A 24,879-nucleotide genomic window follows, 5' to 3' on the forward strand; every position below is an offset into this window, starting at 1 on the left:
CTATTGAATTTTTTTAGTGGTGGCACTGGGGAGGGATACCCCAGTGCCTTTTACATTTCCATATCAATAATTTTACCACTAAAAATTCATAGTATGAAATACAATTCAAATTTAGAGCCTGCGGAAATGTCGTACTTCCGGCTCAATCTATTATCTTATTTACGAGATTCCCACCCCAACAAAGCCAATGATCTTTCATTTATTGCCGGACGTGGGGATATGGCAGCCGAAGCGTACAGCGAAGCCGTTAAAAGCGGCTTAGACCATATTCAGGCAGCCGAAATCGCAAACGAAGCCTTATTCAAAGGCTTACATTTTTCTCCTTATAATGTGATTGTAGAAATTCTTTGGAATGAGTTTTTCGACGAAGTTTCTCCGGGCGAAGCCCAAACAAAGGCGAAAGAATTACTACCTGAATGTCAGGCGGTATTTGCCAAATACAACCTGAATGATGATTATGCCGAAACGACCGAGTACCAGTCGCTCTATACGGAGCTTGTCGGCACAATCCTGATATTGCTCGAAAATGAGTTACAATAAGCGAACTCATTTGCGTCAGAATATTGATGCAATAAAGTTAGCGTTAAGGCTCGACAAGGAACAAAAAAAGGCAACTCCTGAAGAACGGGAAATACTCGCCAAATATTCAGGCTTCGGAGGAATTAAAGCAATCCTTAACCCTGCCGACAAACCCGAAGATATTCAGCGGTGGTCTAAATCCGAAGTCGAGCTTTTTCCGTTGGTGCAGGAACTCCACGAGGTACTCCGTGAAAGTTCGCCCACACCGGAAGTCTACAAACGCTATGTCAGTTCCCTGAAAACTTCTATCCTTACAGCATTCTACACACCTAAGCCTGTTATTGATGCGTTGGCGGATGCACTAAAAGATAGCGGCATAACACCGACACGTTTTTTAGAACCCAGTGCCGGAACAGGTGCTTTTATTTCTTCTTTCAAAGAAACTGCACCCGAAGCCAAAGTAACCAGTTTTGAAAAAGATTTATTGACAGGTAAAATCCTCTCACACCTCTATCCCGATGACAAAGTTCGGATTGAGGGTTATGAAAAAATGGAAGGACGGTACTCACAGCATTTTGATGTGGTTGCATCCAATATACCTTTTGGCGATGTTTCGGTATTCGATCCGTTATTATCCAACCATGAAATACCCGCCGTCAAGCAATCGACACAGGCGATACACAACTACTTTTTTGTAAAAAGTGTTATGTCGGCCAGAGAGGGCGGGATAATCGCCTTTATTACCAGTCAGGGCGTACTTAATTCGGAACAAAACAAACCGATACGGGAATACCTGATGAACACCTGCGATGTTGTTTCAGCCATACGCCTGCCCAATAACCTGTTTTCCGACCATGCCGGAACAGAAGTCGGTAGCGACCTTATTATCCTGCAACGGAATAATAAAAATATCGTTCCGAGCCAAAGGCAACAGGATTTTATCGAATCACGCAAGTTATCTAATGGAATATCCATTAATAACCTATTTCGTGATTTTGACAGGGTTGTGCAGACCAGTTCAAAGATAGATACTGATCCATACGGTAAACCCGCTATTGTTTTTACTCACGAGGGTGGAGTGGACGGTATCGCCAAAGACCTACGGCAAATGCTGAAAGAAGACTTCTCCCAACATTTAGACTTACAGCGTTATCAAAGCTATGCACAAGAATCGGACATATCCCGAAAAAGTACAGCTCAACTCGATTGGGAAGAAAATGCACTGGGTTTTGAAGATGTTCTTTCGGATGAACAACTGGCTGATATTAAGGAACAGGAACAACCAAAACAGTTTTCAGGTACTCTTTTCGATATGGATGATCCTGCCATTAAAAAAGAGCCGACTACGAAGGCGAAAACCCAGTCCGTAACGCAGGAGCCGTTAATAACACTCTATGACCTTTTCGGGTTTACCCAAGAAGAACGCAGTCAGGTAAGCAAACCTAAAAAACGAGGTAAAAAGTCTAAATCACAAGCAAGCAAACCCAAAGAACTGCCATTTATGGACTGGCGGGAAGAAATGGCGCACAACACCGCACAAGAACGGGAAAAGCTACAACAGGAAACTGCCGAAGCCTATCCCGTATTCGATGCCCGTCGGGAAGAACAACTGGAACGGCTGAAAGAAGAAGCCGAACGGGAACAGCAGGAACGCATGAAACCTGTTCCTTTCCTATTGGAAGATATACCGCCCCATTATCGGGAAGGCTCACTGGTAACGGACGAAAATAATCGTATCGGTTATTTACGTGATTTGAACGGATTTCAGCCGATGTTCCATCCGCTTCAGCTCACCGGAACACAGCAGGCGAAAGCGTCCCTTTACATTGAAATACGGGACACTTATCACCACCTGTATAGCAACGAAGCGACAAGGTTGGAAGCCAATCCCGCATTAAGGGAAATGCTTAACCGACTATATGATGATTTTACCCGTCGTTTCGGAAATATCAACGATGCGAAAAATCTAAGCCTTATTAAAATGGATGCCGGAGGAACGGAAATTCTTTCTCTGGAACGCTATGTAAACGGCAAAGCTGTCAAAGCTGATATATTCCAACAACCGGTTGCTTTCAATCCGAATGAAATAACGTCCGCTGAAAATGCACGGGAAGCCCTGACCGCTTCGCTCAATAAGTATGCAACGGTAAACCTTGAATATATGGCAGGGCTAACGGGTGGTACTTCGGATAAAATACTGGAGGAACTAAAAGGGCAGGTATTCTTCAATCCGATGATAGGCGCTTATGAAATCAAAGACAAGTTCATAAGCGGCAACGTTATTTCCAAAGCAGAATACGTCGAGCAATATTTGGAGAACCACTCCGACCATGAAGCGGCAACAGAATCATTAAAAGCTCTGAAAGAAGCAATACCCCGTCCGATAGCATTTGAGGATTTGGATTTTAATTTCGGGGAACGGTGGATTCCGTCGGGCATTTACAGCAAATACGCTTCACATTTGTTTGATACGAATGTATCGGTGCATTATGCTCAAAGCCGTGATGAGTACACCTTGAAAGCCGACAGCAAAAATATCAAAATATGGGATCAGTACGCTGTTAAGGCAACAAGCCGGACTTTCGACGGCATTGCCCTTATGAAACACGCACTGCATAATACCTCGCCCGATATTACCAAGAAAGTCAATAAGCTGATTGACGGGGAAATAAAAGAGGTCAAGGTGCGTGATTCCGAATCTATACAGCTCGCCAATTCAAAGATTGACGAGATACGGAACGGTTTCGTTGAATGGCTTAACGAACAATCGCCGGAGTTCAAAGACAGACTGGCGGATAAATATAACCGCACGTTTAATTGTTTCGTCCGTCCGGAGTATGACGGAAGCCACCAAGAATTTCCCGGACTTGATTTGAAAGGGTTGGGTATTCCCGACCTGTACAAGAGCCAAAAGGATGCTGTTTGGCTTGATAAACTCAATGGCGGGGGCATAATCGACCATGAGGTTGGCGGTGGTAAAACCTTGATAATGTGCGTAAGCGCCTACGAGAAAAAACGTTTGGGATTGGTAAACAAACCGCTTATTATGGCTCTCAAAGCCAATGTACACGAAATAGCCCAAACTTTCTGTACGGCTTACCCCAATGCGAAAGTGCTGTATCCGGGCAAAGAAGATTTTACACCCACTAAACGGGCGAAGATCTTCAACGAAATGAAGAATAACAACTGGGACGCTATTATTTTAACACACGAACAGTTCGGCATGATACCCCAGTCGCCCGAAATACAGCAACGTATATTACAGGCGGAACTGGATAGCGTTGAAGAAAATCTGGAAGTATTACGGGCACAGGGCAAGGAGATTTCCCGTGCTATGGAAAAAGGCTTAGTTAAAAGACAATTAAACCTTGAAGCCAAACTGGAAAATATTACCTATCAGATTGAGAACCGAAAAGATGATACAGTAGATTTTCGTCTAATGGGTATCGACCACCTGTACGTCGATGAGAGCCACCGATTCAAGAACCTTACCTTTACAACCCGACACGACAGGGTTGCAGGTTTGGGTAATGCCGAAGGCTCACAACGTGCCTTGAATATGCTTTTTGCCCTGCGTACCATTCAGGACAGGACGGGCAAAGATTTGGGAGCAACTTTTCTTTCAGGTACAACCATTTCCAATTCGCTGACGGAGTTATACTTGCTTTTCAAGTATCTCCGGCCAAACGAACTGGAACGACAAGGCATTAATACATTTGATGCGTGGGCAGCCATTTTCGCCAAAAAGTCGATAGACTACGAATTTTCTGTTACCAATGAGATAGTTCAGAAAGAACGCTTCCGGTATTTTATCAAAGTACCCGAATTAGCGGCTTTTTATGCTGAAATCACCGACTATCGTTCTGCGGAGGATATTGGTATCGACCGACCTGTTAAAAACGAAATTCTGCATAATATTCCACCTACTCCCGACCAACAGGAGTTTATTCAGAAGTTAGTAGAGTTCGCCAAAACAGGCAAAGGCGAAATATTGGAACGTGCGCCATTGTCAGAAAAGGAAGAAAAAGCAAAAATGTTGATTGCAACCGACTACGCTCGTAAAATGTCGCTCGATATGCGGCTCATTGATCCCGTTAAATATGGCGATCATGTGGACAACAAGGCTTCGCACGTTGCTAAAATGGTATCGGACTACTACACAAAATTCAAAGACCACAAAGCAACCCAGTTCGTTTTCTCCGATTTAGGAACTTACAAGCCCGGAGAATGGAATCCATGCTCCGAGATAAAGCGTAAACTGGTGGATGACTATGGAATCCCCGCTCACGAAATACGCTTTATTCAGGAAGCCAAAACGGATAAGGCTCGTAAAACCATGATTAAAGACATGAACGAAGGCAAAATCCGTGTACTGTTCGGCTCTACCGAAATGTTAGGAACAGGCGTAAACGCTCAAAAACGATGCGTTGCAATCCACCATTTAGATGCACCTTGGCGACCGTCAGATTTGGAGCGTGCGCCCATAAAGGCAGCATAATAAATCTACTTTGGCAAGTAGTAGACGTGTGTTTATAAGTCTATCGTCATCCGCCTGACCTGTGAGAGAAATCAAATATCAGGGAACATAGCACTGCGGAAAAGCCATAAGTCAGTTAGTTACCATACTGCGACTGAATGGGGAGACGAAAAGGCAGATATGAGGATAAAGTCCTTACTGATTGAATGATAGTCCAAGTGGTCTGTGTCGGGACTATGGCGTAAGGTAATTATGAGAAAGAATCTGACAAACAGAGGATTTCTTAATCGCCATACTATGGTACTTATATTCCGCTGTTCAGGAGTATAAGCATAAACAAACCATAGCGCAATTGCAATAAGCATTAAAGGACGGAAGTCATATCCGACAATCTGCCGTGCCGGAGGCTATATATAGTCTCATAGTTATTATGCAGCTAAATGGGGATTACCTAAGTCGAAAAGCCAGTTGTAAGGCTATGGAGTCAGCTCCTGAATATTCGATATGGTAACGGAGTCTCCGTAGTAGTCCGAGCAAGGGAAAGCCTTGTACATGGCGAAGGGAGACAGCTAATGTTTTTTTAATACAATTAACGGAAAATGTGAGAGACATGAAAAGAAGTCCAGAGAAAGTATTAAGCAGTCTGGCTGAACACAGTAAATCTAAAGATTACAAGTTCGAAAGGCTTTACAGGATTTTGTTTAATGAAGAGATGTATTATGTTGCTTACCAACGCATTTATGCAAAAGAGGGTAACATGACTAAAGGGTCTGACGGTCGGACAATCGACGGTACAGGCGAATCTCTGATTAATGAACTGATAGGAATGTTGAAAGACGAATCCTATCAACCCCAAGCATCCAGGCGGGTGTATATTCCCAAGAAAAATGGGAAAAGACGTCCGTTAGGAGTGCCAGCTTTTAGAGATAAATTATTACAGGAGGTTATCAGGATGATATTGGAAGCAACATATGAAAGCTCATTTGAGAATACGTCTCACGGTTTCAGACCGAAGAGGAGTTGTCATACTGCGCTGAAAGCCATCCAAACTACTTTCACAGGTGTAAAATGGTTTGTTGAAGGCGATATAAAAGGATTTTTCGATAATATAGACCATGATGTTATGATAAACATCCTTAAAGAACGTATTGCAGACGACAGATTTATTCGCCTGATTAGAAAATTCTTAAGAGCAGGATACATAGAAAATTGGACTTTCCATAATACACAAAGCGGTACTCCGCAAGGTGGAATTATCAGTCCGATTTTAGCCAATATTTATTTGGATAAACTGGATAAATATATGGTGATGTATAAAAATCAATTCGACAAGGGGAAAGAACGAAAACGAAATCCTGAATACCGCAAACTTGAAGTCCAAAGAAACAATGTGGTCAGTAAACTTAAAACCGAGAAGAATGAAGACAAGAAGAATGAACTGGTAAAAAAACTAAGGGAGATAGAAAAAGAACGCAATGATATCCCGTACGGCATATCTCTGGATGAAAATTACAAAAGAATCGTGTATCAGAGATACGCAGATGATTTTTTGATTGGTGTAATCGGTAGTGAATCAGATAGTCAAACAGTTAAAGAGGAAATAAAGCAGTTTTTGCTGAATAACCTCAAACTGGAATTATCGGAAGAAAAGACACTGATTACCAATGCGAAAAGACCTGCCAAATTTCTTGGATACGATATTTATGTAAGAAAATCCGACCTGCCCAAAAGGGATAAAGCGGGCAGATTGGTTAGGAATTACGGGGGACGAATTGTCTTGGCAGTCACTATGGAGACTATCAGGAAGAAGCTCTTGGATTACGGAGTAGTCAAAATGGTTCACCATAATGGCAACGAAGTATGGAAACCTAAGGGCAGATACTATATGAAAGACAATGACGACCTTGAAATTCTGGAACAATACAATGCTGAAATCAGAGGGTTCTACAACTATTACTCCATTGCAAACAACAGTTCGTTAATAAATTCATTTTACTACATTATGGAATACAGTATGTACAAAACATACGGAACAAAATACCGTACTTCTGTCCATAATATTATTGAGAAATATCGGCTGGGAAAAGAATTTGCCGTAAAATATCATAATAAGAAAGGAGAAGAAAAAACACGGTTTTTCTATAATGATGGTTTTAAGAGAAAGAAAGATGTAAACTATAACAGTTCATGCGACCAGTTACCGAACACAGTCATTTACAGGAGTTCAACAAGCCTTATGGATAGGCTTAAAGCGAATAAATGTGAATTGTGCGGTACAGAAAACTGTATTTTGGAAATGCACCATGTGCGAAAATTGAAAAATCTCATAGGAAAAGACTATTGGGAGAAATTAATGATTGCACGTCAGCGGAAAACAATTGCAGTATGTTTGGATTGTCATACAAAAATTCATCATGGGAAATAGACTGATAACATTGGTGGAGAGCCGTATACACGGAGACGTGTACGTACGGTTCGGGGGCGAGTATCTGGAAACCTGCCATAGTAATATGGTAAGGCGTTGGGTACTTAGCCTACAACGGGACGGTCGGGGCATTCGTAAAGGCAACGATATTGCAAAGCTGTATGCTGATAATAAAGTAGATGTTCTTATCTATGCGGTTGAAAAATCATTGGATGCGTACAAGTTTGGTTTACTCCATAACAAACAGCTTTTCATTCGCCAGTTGAAAAACAATTCACTGGGCAGCCGTACCATTGACGAGGGCAGTATGGACGAAAAAGGCGGCATGAACTTTTCCGAGTATGTGGCAATTCTTTCAGGTAATACCGAACTATTGGAGAAAGCACGTTTAGAAAAGAAAATCGCTTCTTTGGAATCCGAACGGCAGGCGTTCATGCGTGGCAAGTCTTCATCTCGTTACAAATTGGAGAGTGTTGTGGCTGATGTAGAGAAAAACAACGGATTTATTAGCCGCATATCTAAGGATATTGAAGCGTTTAACTCCCGTGTTCAGTATCAGCCGGACGGAATTACCCGCCTGAATCCTGTTCAGTTGGACGGATTGCAGGGTAGCAACCCTAAAGAAGTCGGGCTGAAGCTGAATGAAATAGCCGATAAAGCCCGTACACATGGAGCGCATGAGAAAATCGGTACGCTTTACGGTTTTGATTTAATGGTAAAGTCCGAAACCACAGCTAAAGACGGTTTCGATGTGATACAAAACCGCTTCTTTATTAAGGGAGAAGGCGATATTCTTTACAATTATAATCATGGAGTAATGGCTTCCGATCCAAAAACGGCGGCACAAAATTTCCTGAACGCACTTGATACCATGCCTAAACTTTTAGAGAGGTATCAGGCGGATAACGAGAAATTGCAAAAGGATATTCCCGTTCTTAAAGAAGTGGTTGAAGGTACTTGGCGAAAAGAACCAGAACTGAAAGCCCTGAAAGACGATTTAATTAAGTTAGACCGTGAAATTCAACTATCACTTAAACCAATTGAGGAAACCGAAGGAAAGGAGAGCGTGCAGGACAATTCCGTTTCGGTAGGCAATCAAATTCAATCACAAGGGAAAACCGAAACTTCTTTTGTCCAGGACACTCCGTTACCGAACACAATACAGGGAGTGAAAGAAATCATGGGCGATAGGCTTGTTATTGCTTCGGTGGGCAGTAGTCCGCCAAAAGTAGAAAAGAAAGATAGTTCTAAAGGGATTAAACTCTAAGAAAAAAGCGGCTAATGTAATTAGTCGCTTTTTTATATGCGTTTATTTATCAAACAATTCATGAAGTTTCCGTTGAAGTATTTTCTTATCAGGCAACTGGGTTTTATATTCGGATACCATTGTTGGAGATAAATACCTGCTTAAAGCATATTCTACGACTTCGGTATCCTTATCCTTACATAATAAAATCCCAATACTCGGATTCTCGTTAGGCTTTTTTACATCCCGATCTAATGCTTCCAAATAGAAATTTAATTGACCTAAATGTTCCGGTTTGAACTTATCTGCCTTTAATTCAAACGCTATCAAACATTGCAATCCTCTGTGAAAAAAGAGCAAATCAATGTAAAAATCACTATTTCCAACCTGCACTCTGTATTCTTCGCCAACAAATAAAAAGTCTTTACCTAATTCAAGGATAAAATTTCTCATTTGACTAATTAGCCCTTTTTGCAGTTCACTTTCGTTGTGAGATTCTGGCAAACCTAAAAATTCCAGTATGTAACTATCTTTGAAACTGTTTGTTATGTCGGGATGAATTTCTCTCAACACTGTTGAGAGTTTTGCGTTTCCTATCATCGTTCTTTCAAAAAGTCCCGATGATATTTGGCGGTCTAATTCCCTAAAACTATATGATTCTTTTTTGCTGATATTTAGGTAAAACTCTCTTTCTTCAACGGTTTTGCATCTTGAAAAAATGGCTAAATTATGCGACCAACTAATTTCTCTCAACAGTGTTGAGAGTTTTGGATAATCCTTATATGTTTCGTAGAATTGCTTCATTCTCCAAAGGTTCTTATCAGAGAAGCCTTTCAAATCAGGCTCATGCTTGGATAGATAAACAGCCAATTCTTTAACAACTGATTCGCCCCATTTGGAACTATCCAACTGTTTACTTATATATTCCCCGACATTCCAATATAGGTTTATCATTTCCGCATTTACGGTTTTCATAGCGTTGTATTGTGCCTGCCGGATCATCAATACAATTTCGGAAAAATTTTGTTGTTGGCTTAACTGCATATCATTCTAATTAAAGTGCAAAAATACAAATAAATATCTGTAACTCATTATAATTACATTTTCAATAAATTAAAGCCCGTGCCTGTCATCACGACGGTACGGACTTTTGTACAATAATAAAAATTACAAAATGGAAATAGTACAGCTCTCACGGGGTTTCTGAATTTTTATCGTTTTTCCCTTTGTTGAAATTCTCCCTGATAAACTTATGGACATCACTCTCTTTGTAGTAGGTTTTTTTGTAAACTGTTTGAAAAGGCAGTTCGCCTGTACTGCGATAGCGTTGCAACGTTCGTTTACTTATATGGAGTAACTGACACAAATCCTGATTGTCAAGCAATATCTCTCCGTCTAACATATTTCTCCGTTTACTCATTTTATCAAGAGTTTTCTCCTGTTTATCGAAGCGGTACATGATTCGTTCCATCCACGCTTCAAAGTCTTCTTTACTTATATACATAACTATTCGGGTTTTAGATGATATGCCCTATCATGAAGTAATTCTGATTGGACGGATCTTTTATGATTATTTCTTTCTCTCGCATATATTTAATGTAACTTTTGGCGGTGCGTTCCTTTACATCCATTATTTGTTGAATGCGGTCGCATAGGTCGATATAGGTCTGATGTTTTTGTGAATCAAATAATTCACGGGCAACATTTGTCAGTTCTTTTTCTTTCCGTTTCTCTTTTTCTTCTCTCGGTTTTTCGCCTATGTAGATGTGCATTCCCAGTTCCTTATCCCATGAGAATTGCATTAATGGAACATCGAGAGGACTACCGTCCCTTACTTTGAGTGCTTTTACTACTGATATTGAAGGATCACCGTCAAGCTCTATACTTAGAATGGCAGCAGCTTTGCGTTGCAGTTCTGAACCAAGATGTCCTCGTAATTTCAAGCCATTAGGTACATAATGAAGTACGCATACTATACAGGTACGGTATATTCCTGCCAATCTGTATAGTTCGTCCATAATTCTGATACTTTCCACTTCATCATTTGCCGATGATACTAAATCCGCTATTCCGTCAATGACAACCAGACGAATACCCTCATATTCGTAATGGTATTTATCCATACTCTGAACAATGGCTTGCAACCGTTCTTTCCGAGACATTCCCGTAAGGGAGAAAGCTCGTAGTTCTTCCGGCTTTTCGTTCAGTTTGGCACGTTTTAAGAGATTTGATACGTTTTTGAAAAGTTGTACTTCGGATTGTTCCGTATCATAGAGTAGGACAGCCTTGTTATCGGAGTTATCCCGGACATTTACGCCTAATGTATCTATGGTACGATTGTCTTTGATTATCGAACCTGCAATGAGGGCTGCAACATAGTTGCTTTTCCCTGTACCTTCTCCGCCCGTAATACAAAGAATATTTCCTTGCGTTCCCAGTGGTACATCGCCTGCCGATATAACTTCTTCTGCTTTTGCCGGAGGATTGTTGAAATCAATTTCACAGGATTTTAGCATGGTCATTGTTTCGTTATATAGATTATCAAGAAAATCAATGAATAGTTGGCGGAACTCTTTCCGGTTATTTCCTTTACTGAAATAGTCCGTAATATCTTTATCCCTTTTTTCTCCTGAAAGGGGCAGGATAAGTCGTTTTACGCCATATTCCGTCAATGATTTTTCGTGCTTTATCGCTGCATCTATACCTGTTTTATCTGCATCATAGAGCAATACGATATGTTTAAAGCGGAATGTTAGTTTGTAGATTATTCCTGAAGGAATTGTAGAAGTTTCACTATTAAAGCAAATAGCATGAAATCCATGTGCAGCCAGTGTCATTACGTCTTTTTCTCCGCCTGTGATGAACAACGTATCTCCTTTGGCGGGTAATTGTTCCAGTCCGAAACAGTAGCTATCTCCAATGTTACCACCGTATAGAAAACGAACGTCCGAAAATGGGCGGTAGATTTTCATATACCGTTTGCCCATATATCCGAAAATCGGCTCACTTTCTGATGAAGTATAGTAAAATGGTTTATTTTCTTTATTTTCACTTCTAAATTCTTTCAGGGAAACTGTTTTGTAGAATTTCAATATTTCGGACGTAATACCTGATTGCATCCAAAAATCCAGTTCTTTCTGCGTGAATTTTTGTTGTATGATATTATAGGGCTTGTTTTTTTGTGGTTCGGGGTTAGTAGGATTGTTCTTTTGCGGAGTGGACTGTGGAGCATGACTTGTATAATCTGAACTGTCTAATCCTAAAGACATATCCCTATTTATGGTTTTCAGTATTTCAACAAAATCCGCTCCATTGCTACAATCCAATCCTTTTAGTCTACCTACATAGAAAAAGCAATCTCCGCTATAATCATCATTACCGAAGTCTTTTATTTTGTAAACACCATTACGGCGGTCAAAATACACATTGCATGATGCTTTACGGTCTTCGTACAAGGGATTGAGAAAATTACGTCCTATTTTCCATTGTACCGATGAAATATAGTGTTTGAATACGTCCAAACCATTATTTGTCCGTCTTAATAGTTCGTCTTTGTTCAGCATGGAGTTTATGATTGTTTATAAGATCATTCATACATTCATCTGTACTGCGGATTTTCTTTTCATTGAGCATCCGTTTAATTTCAGCAATGGTATAATATGATTTGCCGGAGATAATAGAATAGGATATTAACCGCTTACTGCGTAAACGTTGGAGTGTGCGTTCGCTGATTTTAAGGAATGTGCAAACTTCGTAACTGTCCACCCACATTTCGTCCGGATTGGCAGTATCATCGTCCTGATGATCTATGACGAATTTTGCTATTGCATTGATTTTAGATACCAGTTCTTTGTATGCCTGACTATCTATTGTTATCACTTCCATACTTGCAACTATTTGATTCGCTGCAAAGTTCGGGTGTTTCTTGGCTGTTGATAAAGAGGTCGGTATAAGTTTTTTTGAATATTTTTTTAAAATCGCTTATATACAATGTATTACAAGTGTATTTTTCTCCTTAAAACAGAAAGAAAAAAACAAAAAAGGTCGGTATAGGGTAAATTCCGACTCAAATAAGCATCAAAATCGGATATTTTAGAGTATATACAGAGTAGTATCAACTCAATACCGACCTCTGTATAACTCTTTTTTACATTTTACCCAAACTGCTTATTTGTAATGTGTTACGATTGTGTTTTTCTTTGGAGAACAAGAGGGAAAAATATATAAAGGTCGGTATAGAGTGAATTATAAACTAAAACACCCGATTTGACCTAATTAAGCATCAAATTCGGGTGTTCAACCTTCAATATTATTATTTCCGTCCCATGCGCCGCAACAGGGTGTCTTTTAATTTATCAAGAAATGGTGTAGGAGATACTCGTATTTTTAATTCACTAAAACTACGAGATAAGTTGCTGTCTAATTGAATATTAAAAACATTCTGAATATAGCTGTAAAGTTGTGTCAATGGCACATCTCCGAATATTCCGGCACTGTCCCATGAAATAATTTGTTCCTGTAATTCTACTTTTGTTCCTTTCCATGTTAGTTTGGTGGCAGGAAACCCAAAAGAACCAATTTTTAAGCCGTTATCATTCAAAAGTTCCATTTCGTGCATCAAATAAGCGGAAAGCATATCATTTGCTAAAATTTTAGCTACTTTGAAATCGCAATTTGTTGAAAAATTGGAATCAAATTCATAATTAAATGTTTCGAGGTATTGCTCCATATCGGGCTTATTTCGCAGAAAATAAATAGTATCTAAGCGAGAGGAGCCTGAACGGTAATAACGGATAAAGTCGAGCCGTTTATTGTTGTATTTGTTTATGTCATTTAGTAATTCACACAAATATTCTCGTTGTTTGTCTATACCCGCAGGTCGATTCATTTCAAAGTTATAAACTTTTCGATAGTATATTAAGTGAGAACCCAATCTGGGTTTTACTTCCTTAAAAAACAAGATTTCTTCATCCTCATCTTTAAAATTGTATGATAAGAAAAATGCTTTTAATTGATTAAATGCTTCGAGAAGTACACGGGAAGCCTCTAAAGACTTCGTTATCATACTGACTTCCGAACATTCTATTTGTTCAATCTTTGCATCTACTTCTTTTTTTAGACGGGTAGTAAATTGAATCATATTTTTTCTCTTCCTCTTTTCTTTATACCTTTTTTGGCAACTGATTCACTTGAAAAGCTATCATTTCTTTACCAGAAAACTACACGATAATAGAACATCAAATGCACCTTGTATTTAATTGTATATAAATAAATTGACTTCGTTTTTTACGATTAAGATTTCCGTATCCTTTAATTGCTCTTCATATTCTTTCAGAAAACCATAGATTTTTTCTTCACTATCTGTTAGCTCGATACATTGCGGATGCCGGATAGGGGTTACTTCTGAATGTCCCCATTGTATGTTTTTATGGGTAGATAAATAACCTGCCGAGATATTAAAGCATATAGCCTGTTTTATTTCTGCCAGTTTTGCTTTTTTCAGCATATAATAAGAAAAACCGCTATGAAATAACTTTTGTCTAAAAGTAAGTCCTTTTACTCTTCTACCATGTTCAAAATATATTCGTACTGTAATATTGCTGTTCATTGTTTATCTATTTTAAATGTTGCCCTTTGATTTTTCCATAAATGAGGTGTTTGGGACTTCCGACTATCTGCGAAGCATAAATACCTGTATGCCCTGAAAACAAGTAAGAAACGACACAGGCAATGCCAATATAAATACCACTTTCTGCCCCAAACAATTCTATTCCCATAAGTGTACAGGCAATAGGTGTATTTGTGGCTCCGGCAAACACGGCAACAAATCCCATTCCCGCCAATAATGCCATTGGCAAGGGTATTATACCGAATAATGCGCTGCCTAATGTTGCTCCGATAAAGAACAATGGGGTAACTTCCCCTCCTTTGAATCCTACGCCGATAGTAAATGTTGTGAAAAGAATTTTAGCAAGGAAGTCATACCAACCTTGCTGTATAGAAAAAGATTCGACAATGGTAGGAATTCCAAGTCCAATATACTTTGTTGTGCCTAATCCCCAAACGGCAAGGGCTATTATTGCTCCACCTATAAACGGACGAAGCGGAGCATATTTTATTTTGTTTTTTGCCAGTTTACTCCAAAGGTGTACTGAACGGGAAAACAGCATTGCTGTAAGTCCAAACAAGATACCAACGGCTATTACAAGCAGTATATTTACTACATTCAGTTCGGGGACGAAAGGAATACTGTAATGTGTATGAGCCACTCCCCACAGGTGGCAAGTCAAATGAGCGAAAGCTGCTGCTAAAAAACTCGGTAATATAGCTTCGTATCTCATTCTTCCTACGATAATTACTTCCAATGCAAAGACCGCTCCGGCTAATGGTGTTCCAAATACCGACGCAAATCCCGCACTGATACCAACCATAACCATTATTTTATGGTCACGTTGTTTTAGTTTGAATACGCGGGAAAACTGGTCGGCTATCGCTCCCCCCATTTGTACGGCTGTCCCTTCACGACCTGCCGACCCGCCAAAGAGGTGTGTTATAACTGTTCCGATGTAGATAAGCGGAGCCATCTTAAACGGAATAATATCTTTTGGGGCGTGTATTTCTTCAATCAGGTAATTATTCCCTTTTACAACACTGCTTCCCCAATAATGATACATCAATCCGATAAGCAAACCCGCAATCGGTAACAGGGCAATTATCCATAAATGCGATTCTCTGTAATTTGTTACTAAATCGAGTGATACAAGTAACAGGGCGGATGCCGAACCAATTAACGCCCCTGCTATGATTGTAATTAAAAGCCATTTCAAAAGATAAAACAGTAGTGGAATTTGCTCCACTTTGACCATTAATCTTTTGTAAGAATTGATTTTGTGCATAGATAGTTATTAAACAGAAAGAAAGGCGATTAGCTGATAATCGCCTTTCAATGTGAGATCCTTAATTGTTTTTGAATGTTTTTTTGCCCGCAAATAAAGAGTTCTTGCCTAACTCATGTTCGATACGCATGAACTGGTTGAACTTCTCAATACGCTCACCACGACAACCGCTACCTGTCTTTATATGTCCGGCATTAAGCCCTACGGTCAGGTCTGCAATGAAAGTATCTACCGTTTCGCCACTACGGTGCGAGATAAATGTATTGTAGCCATTCTTATTAGCCAGTTCCATCGTTTCCAATGTTTCACTTACTGTTCCTATCTGATTCAACTTTATCAGTATCGAATTGGCAACACCTTTGTCGATGCCTTCCTGAAGAATGGTTTTGTTCGTGCAAAAGATATCATCGCCCACAAGTTCTATTTTGTTGCCAAGTGTTTTAGTAAGGTTTTGCCAGCCCGTCCAGTCGTTTTCTGCCAGTCCGTCCTCTAATAAGACTATCGGATACTGGCGTACCCACGATTCCCATAGCTTTATCATATCATCGCTTGTGAGTAGCTTGCCTGTACTTTTAAACATTTTGTATTTGCCGTCATCCCACAATTCGCTTGTAGCAGGATCAAGGCAGATACTAATATCGTCGCCGGGCTTGTATCCTGCTTTTGTTATAGCTTCGAGGATAACTTCGACGGCTTCTTCATTCGATTTCAAATCGGGAGCAAAACCGCCTTCATCTCCCACACCTGTACTTAATCCTTTCTTGTTCAGTACAGATTTTAAAGAATGGAATACTTCCTCGCCCATACGGATAGCTTCACGGAATGAAGGGGCATTGTGTGGAGCTATCATGAATTCCTGAAAATCGACATTATTATCGGCGTGTTTACCCCCGTTTATTACATTCATACAGGGGACAGGTAGCAAATAAGCGTTACTGCCACCTAAGTATTGATATAAAGGTGTTTGGGTGCTTAATGCTTTTACCCGTGCATACGCCATTGAAACGGCTAAAATGGCATTTGCTCCAAGTTTTGATTTATTGTTTGTGCCGTCCAAATCAATCATCAAATAATCCAATTCACGTTGAGAGTGAAAACTCTTTCCGACAATTTCATTTGCGATAATTGAATTTACATTATCGACAGCTTTTAGTACGCCTTTGCCCCCATAACGTTTTTTGTCGCCATCACGCAATTCAGTTGCTTCTCTTTCGCCTGTGGATGCTCCACTGGGAACCATCGCACGAGCTTGTGTGCCATCTTCCAGTGTGATACTGGCTTCAACTGTGGGATTACCTCTTGAATCGAGAATTTCCAATGCTTCTACTTTTACAATTTTCATAACATTAATTCTTTATATGTGAATACTTATTGAACATAAACAGATTTAGCCCATACAGAAACTGCATGAGCGATGATGTATATCTATCCTTAGGGAAAATATTTGCTGATAGTAGATATATAAATATAAAAATCCTGCTCATAACCATTGTTGATTAAGTTAAGCAGGAACTATCAGCTACTTTATTAGCGGTTTATAACAGGGGAGTTCCATCCCCTTTGTTGAATAACGGTACAAAGATAAGTAAAAGTTATCAATATATTTAAGGTTGAATAATATATTTATATTTGAAGTGCTAAGAGATATTATCTTATTATTTGGTATTTGACTATCATAACTCCTAAATTGTAGATTTTATTTTCCGTAAGTTCCCATTGTGATTCTTTGGACTGTTCCGGAAATAACGGAACTCCTTTACCGAGAATAACAGGAATGTAAGTTATATACATTTCATCAATCAAGTTCGAAGTAAGAAGTTTTGAAGTCAATTCACCACCACCTACCAATAATATATCTTTACCTTCTTGATTACGAAGTTCGGAAATTCTTTCAATAGTGTTTTCTGTTATGAATTTTATATTTTCTTTTTCACCCCAATTATGGTGCGAAACAACATAAGTCATTTGGCGTGAATACGGCCAAATTATATCCATATTCAGAAACTCACGGTAAGTACGTCCACCCATAATAACAATATCAGTTGAAGCTAATAGTTTCTTGAAACCGTAATCTGTCTTTTCTGGATTTGGAAATTCAATAAGCCACTCCAAGCTACCGTCCGGCTCGGCAATACGTTGGTCAAGCGATGCAGCAATGTAGAGAATAATTTTTTTCATGTTGCTAATATTTACGTGTTATTAACTTCTTTCCAGTTCGCAGATAACACGCAAAAAAGCGTGGAACTTACACAATTCCAATGTAGAGGTACTGGTATACCCTTGAAAGAAACAGGCAAGCCCACGCCATACTTTCGTATAGCATGAACATTGCGCTATCAGTCTCTTTCAAATGAAAATTACCAGTTTTCTACATTGAGACGTTCAGCGAACGCTATGTTATATCTAAACGGACAAATCCGTCAAAATTCTATTTATCTGCCGCAAAGATAGCGAATATGTTTAAGGTAATAAAACTTAGGACAAGTCAATCTTTAGTGCAAGGTGCAAGTATCTATATAATAGATAGACTTGCACCTTGCACTAATCCTAAATGATTCTTATTCAGAATAGTTGTATATTAAAAAATAGTTGTATCTTTGAACCCAAGAGATAGGCAGACAAATAGCAGCCAAGAGCGGTCATAAAAGGGAATCAACAACCTTTTGCTAATTCGTAACCTATGACCTCTTATCCTTATGTAAATAATTGATTTGCAAGACATACCGAGAAAGGTTCATGTACCTCTCTCTCCGCTGAGAAGCAAAGACTTCTAACAGACAAAAGGAGATAAGTCCTGTAAAATCAAGGTTTTACAGGACTTTTTCTTTTATAACTAAGTCACCTGAAAGACCCGAAAAGGACAAAAATAGACACCGTCGGGTTACTAAAAGGTTACTCAAAATCAGGCCGAAAAAATAGTAACCAATTTCCGCATAAGTCCTTGAACTGTCGCATATTGTCCGCGACTCAACAGCTTGTAATTTTATTATTTACCCTACCTTTGTCTCGATGAGATTTAGGTGCAAAAAATTAAAAATTATGAGTAGTTCATTTAAGATTCTTTTCTACATCAAGAAAAATCAAGTAAACAAGAATGGAAAATGCACCATTATGGTACGCCTTTCCATTAACGGAACAAGGACACAATTTAGTTCTAAACTGGAAATTGAGCCTGAATTATGGGACACAAATGCCGGAAGAGGAAAAGGAAAATCAACGACTATACTAAGGTTAAATCAACTGTTGAATGATATCCGAACTTCCCTCACAACCACTTATTATGATGTCGAAAAAAAAGAGCATGTTACCGGAGAGAAGATCCGTAATATTTTTCTTGGCTACACTACCGAACAGCAAACCTTACTGACCGTTTTTGCCGAACACAATGTAGAAGTAAAAAAGATGGTTGGCATAGGTAAGACCAAAGCTACTTTGGAAAAATACGAACGGACATACAACCGATTGAAAGATTATCTGGAAACTCGTCATCGGGTTTCTGATATTAGTCTCAGGGAAATCAATCATAGTTTCATTACAGGCTTTGAAACGTATCTTCGGGTTGATTGTAGATGCAACGAAAACACGACGGCGAAATTTATGCAGTTCTTTAAACGAATTGTAATTATAGCCCGAAACAATGGATGGATTGTTGGCGATCCGTTTGCAAACTATAAAATTCGGATAAAGAGAGTTGATCGCGGTTATCTGACAGAAGATGAACTTCACGAAATCATAAAGAAGAATATGACTTCCGAAAGACTTGAACATGTACGGGATATCTTTATTTTTAGCTGCTACACTGGACTTGCTTATATAGATGTAAAGAATCTCAAAGAAGAAAATATCCGTAAATCGTTTGATGGCTCTCTATGGATTATGACTAAACGGCAAAAGACAAGTACAACAGTTAATGTACCTCTCTTGAAAATTCCATCAATGATATTGAAAAAGTATAGAGGCAAACTAAAGAACGGACAATTACTCCCAGTTTTGAGTAACCAAAAGACAAATTCTTACCTGAAAGAAACAGCAGCCGTTTTTGAGAGGGAAAGCAAAAGGGTGTAATGAGAATGTAATCAGCGTGTTATAGATATGATTCTTTTTGAAATATTGGGAATAAAAGCATAAAAAAGCAAAGTTGGCGGTGATTTCAGTTACCAGATCGTTACCTGAATATCTTTTTGCAATTCTTTGTACAGTGCTATTGTTCAGTAGTTTGCGTAAATTTGCATAGTACAGGATAACTCTAAGTAAACTAAATTTGTAACCATTAAAATTAGAGTTATGGCAAGAAGTACATTTAAGGTTTTGTTTTACCTGAAAAGAAACAATCTGAAACCGGACGGTAAAGCTCCCATCATGGGAAGGATCACCGTAAATAGTTCAATTTCCCAATTTAGCTGTAAGCTAAATATCAAACCCGACCTTTGGGATACGGGGGCAAATAAAGCGTCAGGCAAAAGCCTCGAAGCACAGAAGATAAATCAGAAACTGGATAACATCCGTACACAAATCGGCAAACAGTATCAAAGTATTTGCGACAGGGATAATTTTGTGACTGCCGAAAAAGTCAAGAATGGCTATCTTGGTTTTGGAGAAGAATACCGTACCCTATTATCTGTCGCTGACGAGTTTTATGAGCAACTCCTGATTAATCGCAAGCGTGTTGAAATGTTCCTTAAGGACAGGTATAAACTATCTGATATACCTATCAAAGAGATAGAGCCCCAGTTCATTCAAGATTATTACCTCTATCTGCTTGAGGAAAGGAAGCTGGCAGGAAGTACGCTCCTAACTTCCATTACTAAACTAAAACAGATTATGCTGATAGCCCAACGTAAAGGCTATGTACATATCAATCCTTTTGCGGGATTCCGTTTCAAAGCACAAACTCGGGATAGAGGCTATTTGACTGAAGATGAATTGCAACGGTTTATGACGGTGGAACTCCGGCGGTACAAGCAACGGCAGATACGGGATATTTTCGTCTTTCAAGCGTTTACAGGTCTTGCCTATGTAGATGTCAAGAAACTTACCTTTGATGATATCCAAAAGTCATTTGATGGCGAAATGTGGTTAATTGCCAAGCGAAAGAAAACAGGGACAACATTTTATGTAAAATTGTTACCTGTAGCCAAACAACTTATCGAACAATACCGTCTTGTGGCGAAGAATAAGTTTATTTTCCCCGTTCCGAGTAATGCGGAAAATATGAATCGCACACTAAGGCGCATTGGAAAACAAGCCGGAATCACGAAGTGGATTTCGTCACATATGGCCCGCCATACCATGGCTACCACAGTTTGTCTGTCGCAAGGAGTTCCTATTGAGACGGTTAGCCAAATGCTAGGGCATTCAAATATTCATACGACCCAAATATACGCTAAAATCACGAATGAGAAGATCAGCCGGGATATGGCTGCCCTGACAGATAAGATTGGGGGCAAGTATCAGGTTGAGACAAACAGACCTCAATCAGATTTCAGAAATATAGGAAAAGTAGGAAAAAGAAAAACAGCTATGCTATGAAACAAGAAGAAATAACCGTTGGAGGCTTAATAAAACTTATTGAATCCGGTGAAGGAAAAGAAATCCGTCTAAAAGATTGGCAGATAGCCCGGTTGTTTGGAGTTTATGAACAGACAGTCCGGGCAAATATCAAGTCGATTATTCAGACCGGGGTTGTAAAGCCATCTATTTGCGGTGAAGTCAGACAAGTAGGGAAAACACTTTTGCCCGAAGTCTTTGATTTGGAAATGATTATAGCGTTATCATTCCGGCTAACTTCCTCTGATGCAGCGAAGCTTAGGGAATGGATAATAGAAAAGGTTATCCATAGAACGGATAACAGGTTTATGATGCTGGGGAGAATAAATAATCCCCAAATACTCAATTAACGCCGGATCAGTCATTCTCGTTGCAGGGAGAAGTTGCTTCCCGGGTCGGAACAATCAAGTCCAAAGTCCTTTGGGTTGGAAACAAAAATCTCCAACCGCTATGCGGATAGTATTTTTGCTCCCAAGACTTGTCTGTTCCGCCCTCTACGGAAGCATTGAAACCTCCCAGCAACGAAAACGACCGACCCGACGATGACGCATATCATCAAAAAAACAAGCATCCCCTATTTTATTTAGGAATGCTTGTTTTTATTTTCCAAATGTTGTGGTTAATACCACCGTCTTTAGACGCTTATACTTTGGTCGGCTTTAGCCGAAGCACAATCCACCTACTCTTTTAGTGGGTGGTGTGTTGAATTAATGCGAAAGCAACTTCAACTTCAACTCCCTCTCCTCAGAATCTGCATATACATATCTTTTCTTTAGAAAGGCAATTCCGGTGAACGGTAATTTTGATGTAGCACTTGTTCCAATTCATTTTCGGGATAAAGTATCTTGCCGCCTATTGTGGTATAACATATTATTCGGTTATCCCGCAGGTTCTGAAGCGTGCGGGGTGATATATGAAGATACTCCATGACTTCTTCCCCACTCAGATAACGTTTATCAGCAAACGATGGACGGTATTTGTTGCGAACATTTTGTACATCATCAAGAGTTTGCTCTATTTGCCCTTCGAGCTCCTTGAACTCTTCGGACTCAAAACCGATATATTTATCCATAATTACCTGTTATTTACGCCCTCTTGAAGCAGTTTATCAATATCCGACTGGTGAAAATATACTTTACCTCCTAACATGGAGAAAGGAATTTTACCATTATTCCGCCATGTTTGCAATGTCCGCTTTGAGATACCTAATATCCGGCAGACATCAGCCGAATCTATTCAGCCGTCACGGGGATTAGGACAATACAACTCTTTCAACGCTCTCACTTCTGAGGTTAATCTGCTTATCTGTGACCTAAGCCTTTCCCATGCCATCAGGTCTATACATATTATTTCCATAATTTCTACTCTTTTATATCTTTATCACTAAATGTACTGGCAAGAGAACGCTTTAGCCCTTCGTTGGCAGCACGGGTTATTAATTCACGGTTTACCAATAAATGGTCGGCAAGGATATTGGAAAGAAGGATTGTCGGTGTAATATCCGGTACGATGTGTTGCAACGATGAAACCAATGTTTGTAGTTTCTCTTTCATTCTAACATCAATATATACCGGGGTGTAATCCTTTACTTTTCGTACCGAAAGAAAACGCCGGGCATATTCATCCTCGTCTTTCTTACGAGTCTGTTTTGCCCGGGAGCTTGGCATTCATGTACTGTTCTCTATAACTTCGGATATTTCTTTCTCCTCAATTTCTGATTTAGCATTTTCAAGTTCGTCATTCATATTCTTTCTATTTTATTTTTAGTAATACTTCTGTTTTTATCCCATAGTAAAATCAACAAGGATGCACAAGCTATGATTTTTGCTTTGTACAGTCCGGGAATGTTATTTTGTGACAAAGCCAGTTTTATTGAGATTGTACATCCTTATTTTTTCAAATAGAATGCTCAGTCATCCCTGATGCGATTGGTTTTGTTCATACTGTTTTAATCCTTCGGAAGGATAAGCCGGAGATGCAACCCTGCATAACGGCTGTTTCCGAAATCGGGTGCAAGATATGAACTCTCCCATGCCTGCGCTGTTTAGATAACAGCTTTACCTAACAGGTTGGAGTGGCATGTGTTTGATAATCAAAGTGATTTTATAAAAGTGGTATGACTCGCATTGACAAAAACCAGTGAATAAAGATAGTTATACGAACAAATCAACCTGCTGAATTTCAGTAGATAGACTAATTTTTGAAGGTGACAAAAATAATTTCAAGAAATATGAGAAATATTTCCAAGTGGGAATATTTTGGGTTAATTATCCCGGTTTCCTTCCATTGCATCAATCATGTCTTCTATCTCAACAAGTCCAACGATAGATTCCCGTTTATTCCGGTTACGGCAATTCAGGAATTGTTGCATAGTAATATAATGGGGTTCGTTTCCATAACGTTGTTTATTCCCTTCGGTACGGAAAGAGAGGAAGTTCCGGTTGCCGTCAGCAACCGACATCCATGTATCTTTGATATACTTGTTTTCGCTTAGTAGGTCTAAGAAGTAAACCAATGACTTTTGATTGGTAACTTCCAGTGGTTCGGTTAACTTTCCTTTCAACAGCTTCTTTAGTTCGGAGGTCTTTACTTTCCTGCGAAAGAGTTTTATATCTTCCACACATTCAGCGAGCAATGTATATTGCTTACTGTTCAGTTTCGGTTCATAAGAGCGTTTCTTAGGTTGCCGGTCGGATTGGGTTGTCTCTGTTTGTTCACCAGCTTCCGGTTCTTGGGTGATATCAGCAATATCTTCTTTGCCGGTTTCCGCATCGGTATTAATATCTGCTTCTTCCTCCGTATCTGCTTCTGTTTCATTCGAAGGCTGATTGGCTTCATAAAGCATACAGAGTTTTTCTAGTGATACAAGGTCTATGAGTTCCCTGAAGTAGGGTAAATCAATCTTCGCCAGTTCTTCCGTATAGTTCGCCGGAGTTATCTCTACTGCCAGAGTTGTAAATGTCCGGTAACGCCCGTAAACTTCTTTGGTAATATCATCATAGAAATCACTGTACCAAAGATAGTCTTCCCGTCCGTCCCGGAAATAACGGGGAATACTTTCAAGCGGAGGATTATGACGGATTATATCCAAGACCTTTCCTTTATATAAAGTTATATCTTCCGGCGTGGCTTTCATCCGGTACAACAGACCAAGCGCAGTCTCATAGTTTACCGTTACAAAACGGTCAAGGCATTGCTGTACTTCCCGGAAGCCTTCTTCCGAGAAATCCATATATTCAATGTCATCGTCATAATCAAACATGGGCTAAAGATACATATTTCCAAAGTAATATGGGTAATATTGGTAACAGGAGTAGTAAAAGTAACATTCTCTGCCTACAATAGATGCAAATAAATGCATCCCAATGCATAAATATCAGCAAGTATTTGAGTATCAGAAATAGAGCCTATATTTGTCCGAAGCATCCGCTTAAGGCTGTATTCTAAAATTAAAATAAATGAGAAGATTTATCCAATCAATGCTATCAAACGGCTCTCTTTACACATGAAGAGCCAATAGCAATACACTACCTGTATTGCAAAAGTCGGGCATTCTCTATTTAAGCCCGCCTGGTTCGAACGTTGACTATCGTTCAAAAAAGGCAGAAGCTCTCGCCTCTTTCTTTTTTTCTCGTCGTCAAAGGAGCAAGGTAATCTTTAGGGTAACCCAAAACTCGCTGCGCATCCTTTTGAATTACTCCCGAAAATACCTTGCCCTTGCAGGGGGCTCAGCACCATACAGCCTGCTCCCGATGGTCGCATGACTGAT

18 protein-coding genes, 2 pseudogenes and 1 riboswitch are annotated in these 24,879 nt (G+C 39.5%); of the genes and pseudogenes, 7 read left to right on the top strand and 13 right to left on the bottom strand.

Features of this window, described 5'->3' with window-relative positions:
• Nucleotides 1-93 precede the first annotated feature (93 nt).
• The 4 genes and pseudogenes from M2448_RS15720 to M2448_RS15735 form a co-directional block, all read left to right on the top strand.
• Nucleotides 94-540: a DUF1896 family protein gene (locus M2448_RS15720; protein WP_163304780.1), complete on the top strand. Its 447-nt coding sequence runs from the start codon at nt 94-96 to the stop codon at nt 538-540.
• Nucleotides 527-4,996: pseudogene (locus M2448_RS15725) on the top strand (N-6 DNA methylase); the annotation flags it as partial. The gene M2448_RS15720 and the pseudogene M2448_RS15725, both read left to right, overlap by 14 nt.
• Before the next feature lie 610 nt (nt 4,997-5,606).
• Nucleotides 5,607-7,421 carry a reverse transcriptase domain-containing protein gene (locus M2448_RS15730; RefSeq protein ID WP_280647078.1) on the top strand — a complete coding sequence of 605 codons (1,815 nt, stop codon included), beginning with the start codon at nt 5,607-5,609 and terminating at the stop codon, nt 7,419-7,421.
• Between the two features lie 112 nt (nt 7,422-7,533).
• Nucleotides 7,534-8,688 (top strand): annotated as a pseudogene (locus M2448_RS15735) (DNA methylase); the annotation flags it as partial.
• Between the two features lie 42 nt (nt 8,689-8,730).
• Here the strand turns inward: M2448_RS15735 and M2448_RS15740 are convergent.
• From M2448_RS15740 to M2448_RS15780, 9 genes are all read right to left on the bottom strand, one after another.
• The gene (locus M2448_RS15740) at nt 8,731-9,711 is read right to left on the bottom strand and encodes a PDDEXK nuclease domain-containing protein (RefSeq protein ID WP_163304784.1); all 981 of its coding nucleotides are present in this window, start codon (nt 9,709-9,711) and stop codon (nt 8,731-8,733) included.
• A gap of 148 nt (nt 9,712-9,859) precedes the next feature.
• Nucleotides 9,860-10,171, bottom strand: coding sequence for a helix-turn-helix domain-containing protein (locus M2448_RS15745; RefSeq protein WP_163304786.1), 312 nt, complete (start codon nt 10,169-10,171; stop codon nt 9,860-9,862).
• A 13-nt stretch (nt 10,172-10,184) separates the two neighbouring features.
• On the bottom strand, nt 10,185-12,230 hold the full coding sequence (locus M2448_RS15750) for a bifunctional DNA primase/helicase (RefSeq protein ID WP_163304788.1): 2,046 nt from the start codon (nt 12,228-12,230) through the stop codon (nt 10,185-10,187).
• Entirely contained in the window at nt 12,193-12,552 is a 360-nt protein-coding gene (locus M2448_RS15755; RefSeq protein ID WP_163304790.1) for a helix-turn-helix domain-containing protein, read from the bottom strand. Before M2448_RS15755 ends, M2448_RS15750 begins: the two co-directional genes overlap by 38 nt.
• 427 nt (nt 12,553-12,979) lie before the next feature.
• Complete coding sequence (locus M2448_RS15760) at nt 12,980-13,807, bottom strand: RteC domain-containing protein (protein ID WP_163304792.1); 828 nt, start codon at nt 13,805-13,807, stop codon at nt 12,980-12,982.
• A gap of 114 nt (nt 13,808-13,921) precedes the next feature.
• Nucleotides 13,922-14,275 carry a DUF190 domain-containing protein gene (locus M2448_RS15765; RefSeq protein WP_163304794.1) on the bottom strand — a complete coding sequence of 118 codons (354 nt, stop codon included), beginning with the start codon at nt 14,273-14,275 and terminating at the stop codon, nt 13,922-13,924.
• 7 nt (nt 14,276-14,282) lie between these two features.
• Nucleotides 14,283-15,533 (bottom strand): voltage-gated chloride channel family protein, encoded by a 1,251-nt coding sequence (locus tag M2448_RS15770; RefSeq protein WP_163304882.1) that lies wholly within the window; start codon nt 15,531-15,533, stop codon nt 14,283-14,285.
• 91 nt (nt 15,534-15,624) lie between these two features.
• Nucleotides 15,625-16,905, bottom strand: a complete 1,281-nt coding sequence (gene eno / locus M2448_RS15775; RefSeq protein ID WP_163304796.1) for a phosphopyruvate hydratase — start codon at nt 16,903-16,905, stop codon at nt 15,625-15,627.
• Nucleotides 16,906-17,062: 157 nt separating this feature from the next.
• Nucleotides 17,063-17,131: riboswitch (Fluoride riboswitch) on the bottom strand.
• 79 nt (nt 17,132-17,210) lie between these two features.
• On the bottom strand, nt 17,211-17,741 hold the full coding sequence (locus M2448_RS15780) for a dihydrofolate reductase family protein (protein ID WP_163304798.1): 531 nt from the start codon (nt 17,739-17,741) through the stop codon (nt 17,211-17,213).
• A gap of 861 nt (nt 17,742-18,602) precedes the next feature.
• Here M2448_RS15780 and M2448_RS15785 point away from each other — a divergent pair.
• The 3 genes from M2448_RS15785 (at nt 18,603) to M2448_RS15795 (ending at nt 21,460) form a co-directional block, all read left to right on the top strand.
• Nucleotides 18,603-19,628, top strand: coding sequence for a site-specific integrase (locus tag M2448_RS15785; RefSeq protein WP_348523305.1), 1,026 nt, complete (start codon nt 18,603-18,605; stop codon nt 19,626-19,628).
• A 219-nt stretch (nt 19,629-19,847) separates the two neighbouring features.
• The gene (locus tag M2448_RS15790; RefSeq protein ID WP_280647079.1) at nt 19,848-21,092 is read left to right on the top strand and encodes a site-specific integrase; all 1,245 of its coding nucleotides are present in this window, start codon (nt 19,848-19,850) and stop codon (nt 21,090-21,092) included.
• The gene (locus M2448_RS15795; RefSeq protein ID WP_280647080.1) at nt 21,089-21,460 is read left to right on the top strand and encodes a hypothetical protein; all 372 of its coding nucleotides are present in this window, start codon (nt 21,089-21,091) and stop codon (nt 21,458-21,460) included. The genes M2448_RS15790 and M2448_RS15795 overlap by 4 nt, the downstream gene beginning before the upstream one ends.
• 422 nt (nt 21,461-21,882) lie before the next feature.
• Here the strand turns inward: M2448_RS15795 and M2448_RS15800 are convergent, their stop codons facing one another.
• From M2448_RS15800 to M2448_RS15815, 4 genes are all read right to left on the bottom strand, one after another.
• Complete coding sequence (locus tag M2448_RS15800) at nt 21,883-22,182, bottom strand: helix-turn-helix domain-containing protein (RefSeq protein ID WP_280647081.1); 300 nt, start codon at nt 22,180-22,182, stop codon at nt 21,883-21,885.
• 2 nt (nt 22,183-22,184) lie between these two features.
• Nucleotides 22,185-22,346 carry a helix-turn-helix domain-containing protein gene (locus M2448_RS15805; RefSeq protein WP_280647088.1) on the bottom strand — a complete coding sequence of 54 codons (162 nt, stop codon included), beginning with the start codon at nt 22,344-22,346 and terminating at the stop codon, nt 22,185-22,187.
• 125 nt (nt 22,347-22,471) lie between these two features.
• On the bottom strand, nt 22,472-22,777 hold the full coding sequence (locus M2448_RS15810; RefSeq protein ID WP_280647082.1) for a DUF3408 domain-containing protein: 306 nt from the start codon (nt 22,775-22,777) through the stop codon (nt 22,472-22,474).
• Nucleotides 22,778-23,373: 596 nt separating this feature from the next.
• The gene (locus M2448_RS15815) at nt 23,374-24,372 is read right to left on the bottom strand and encodes a hypothetical protein (RefSeq protein WP_280647083.1); all 999 of its coding nucleotides are present in this window, start codon (nt 24,370-24,372) and stop codon (nt 23,374-23,376) included.
• Between the last annotated feature and the right edge of the window lie 507 nt (nt 24,373-24,879).

The sequence above is a fragment of the Dysgonomonas sp. PF1-14 genome, from assembly GCF_029892965.1.
Taxonomy (GTDB): domain Bacteria; phylum Bacteroidota; class Bacteroidia; order Bacteroidales; family Dysgonomonadaceae; genus Dysgonomonas.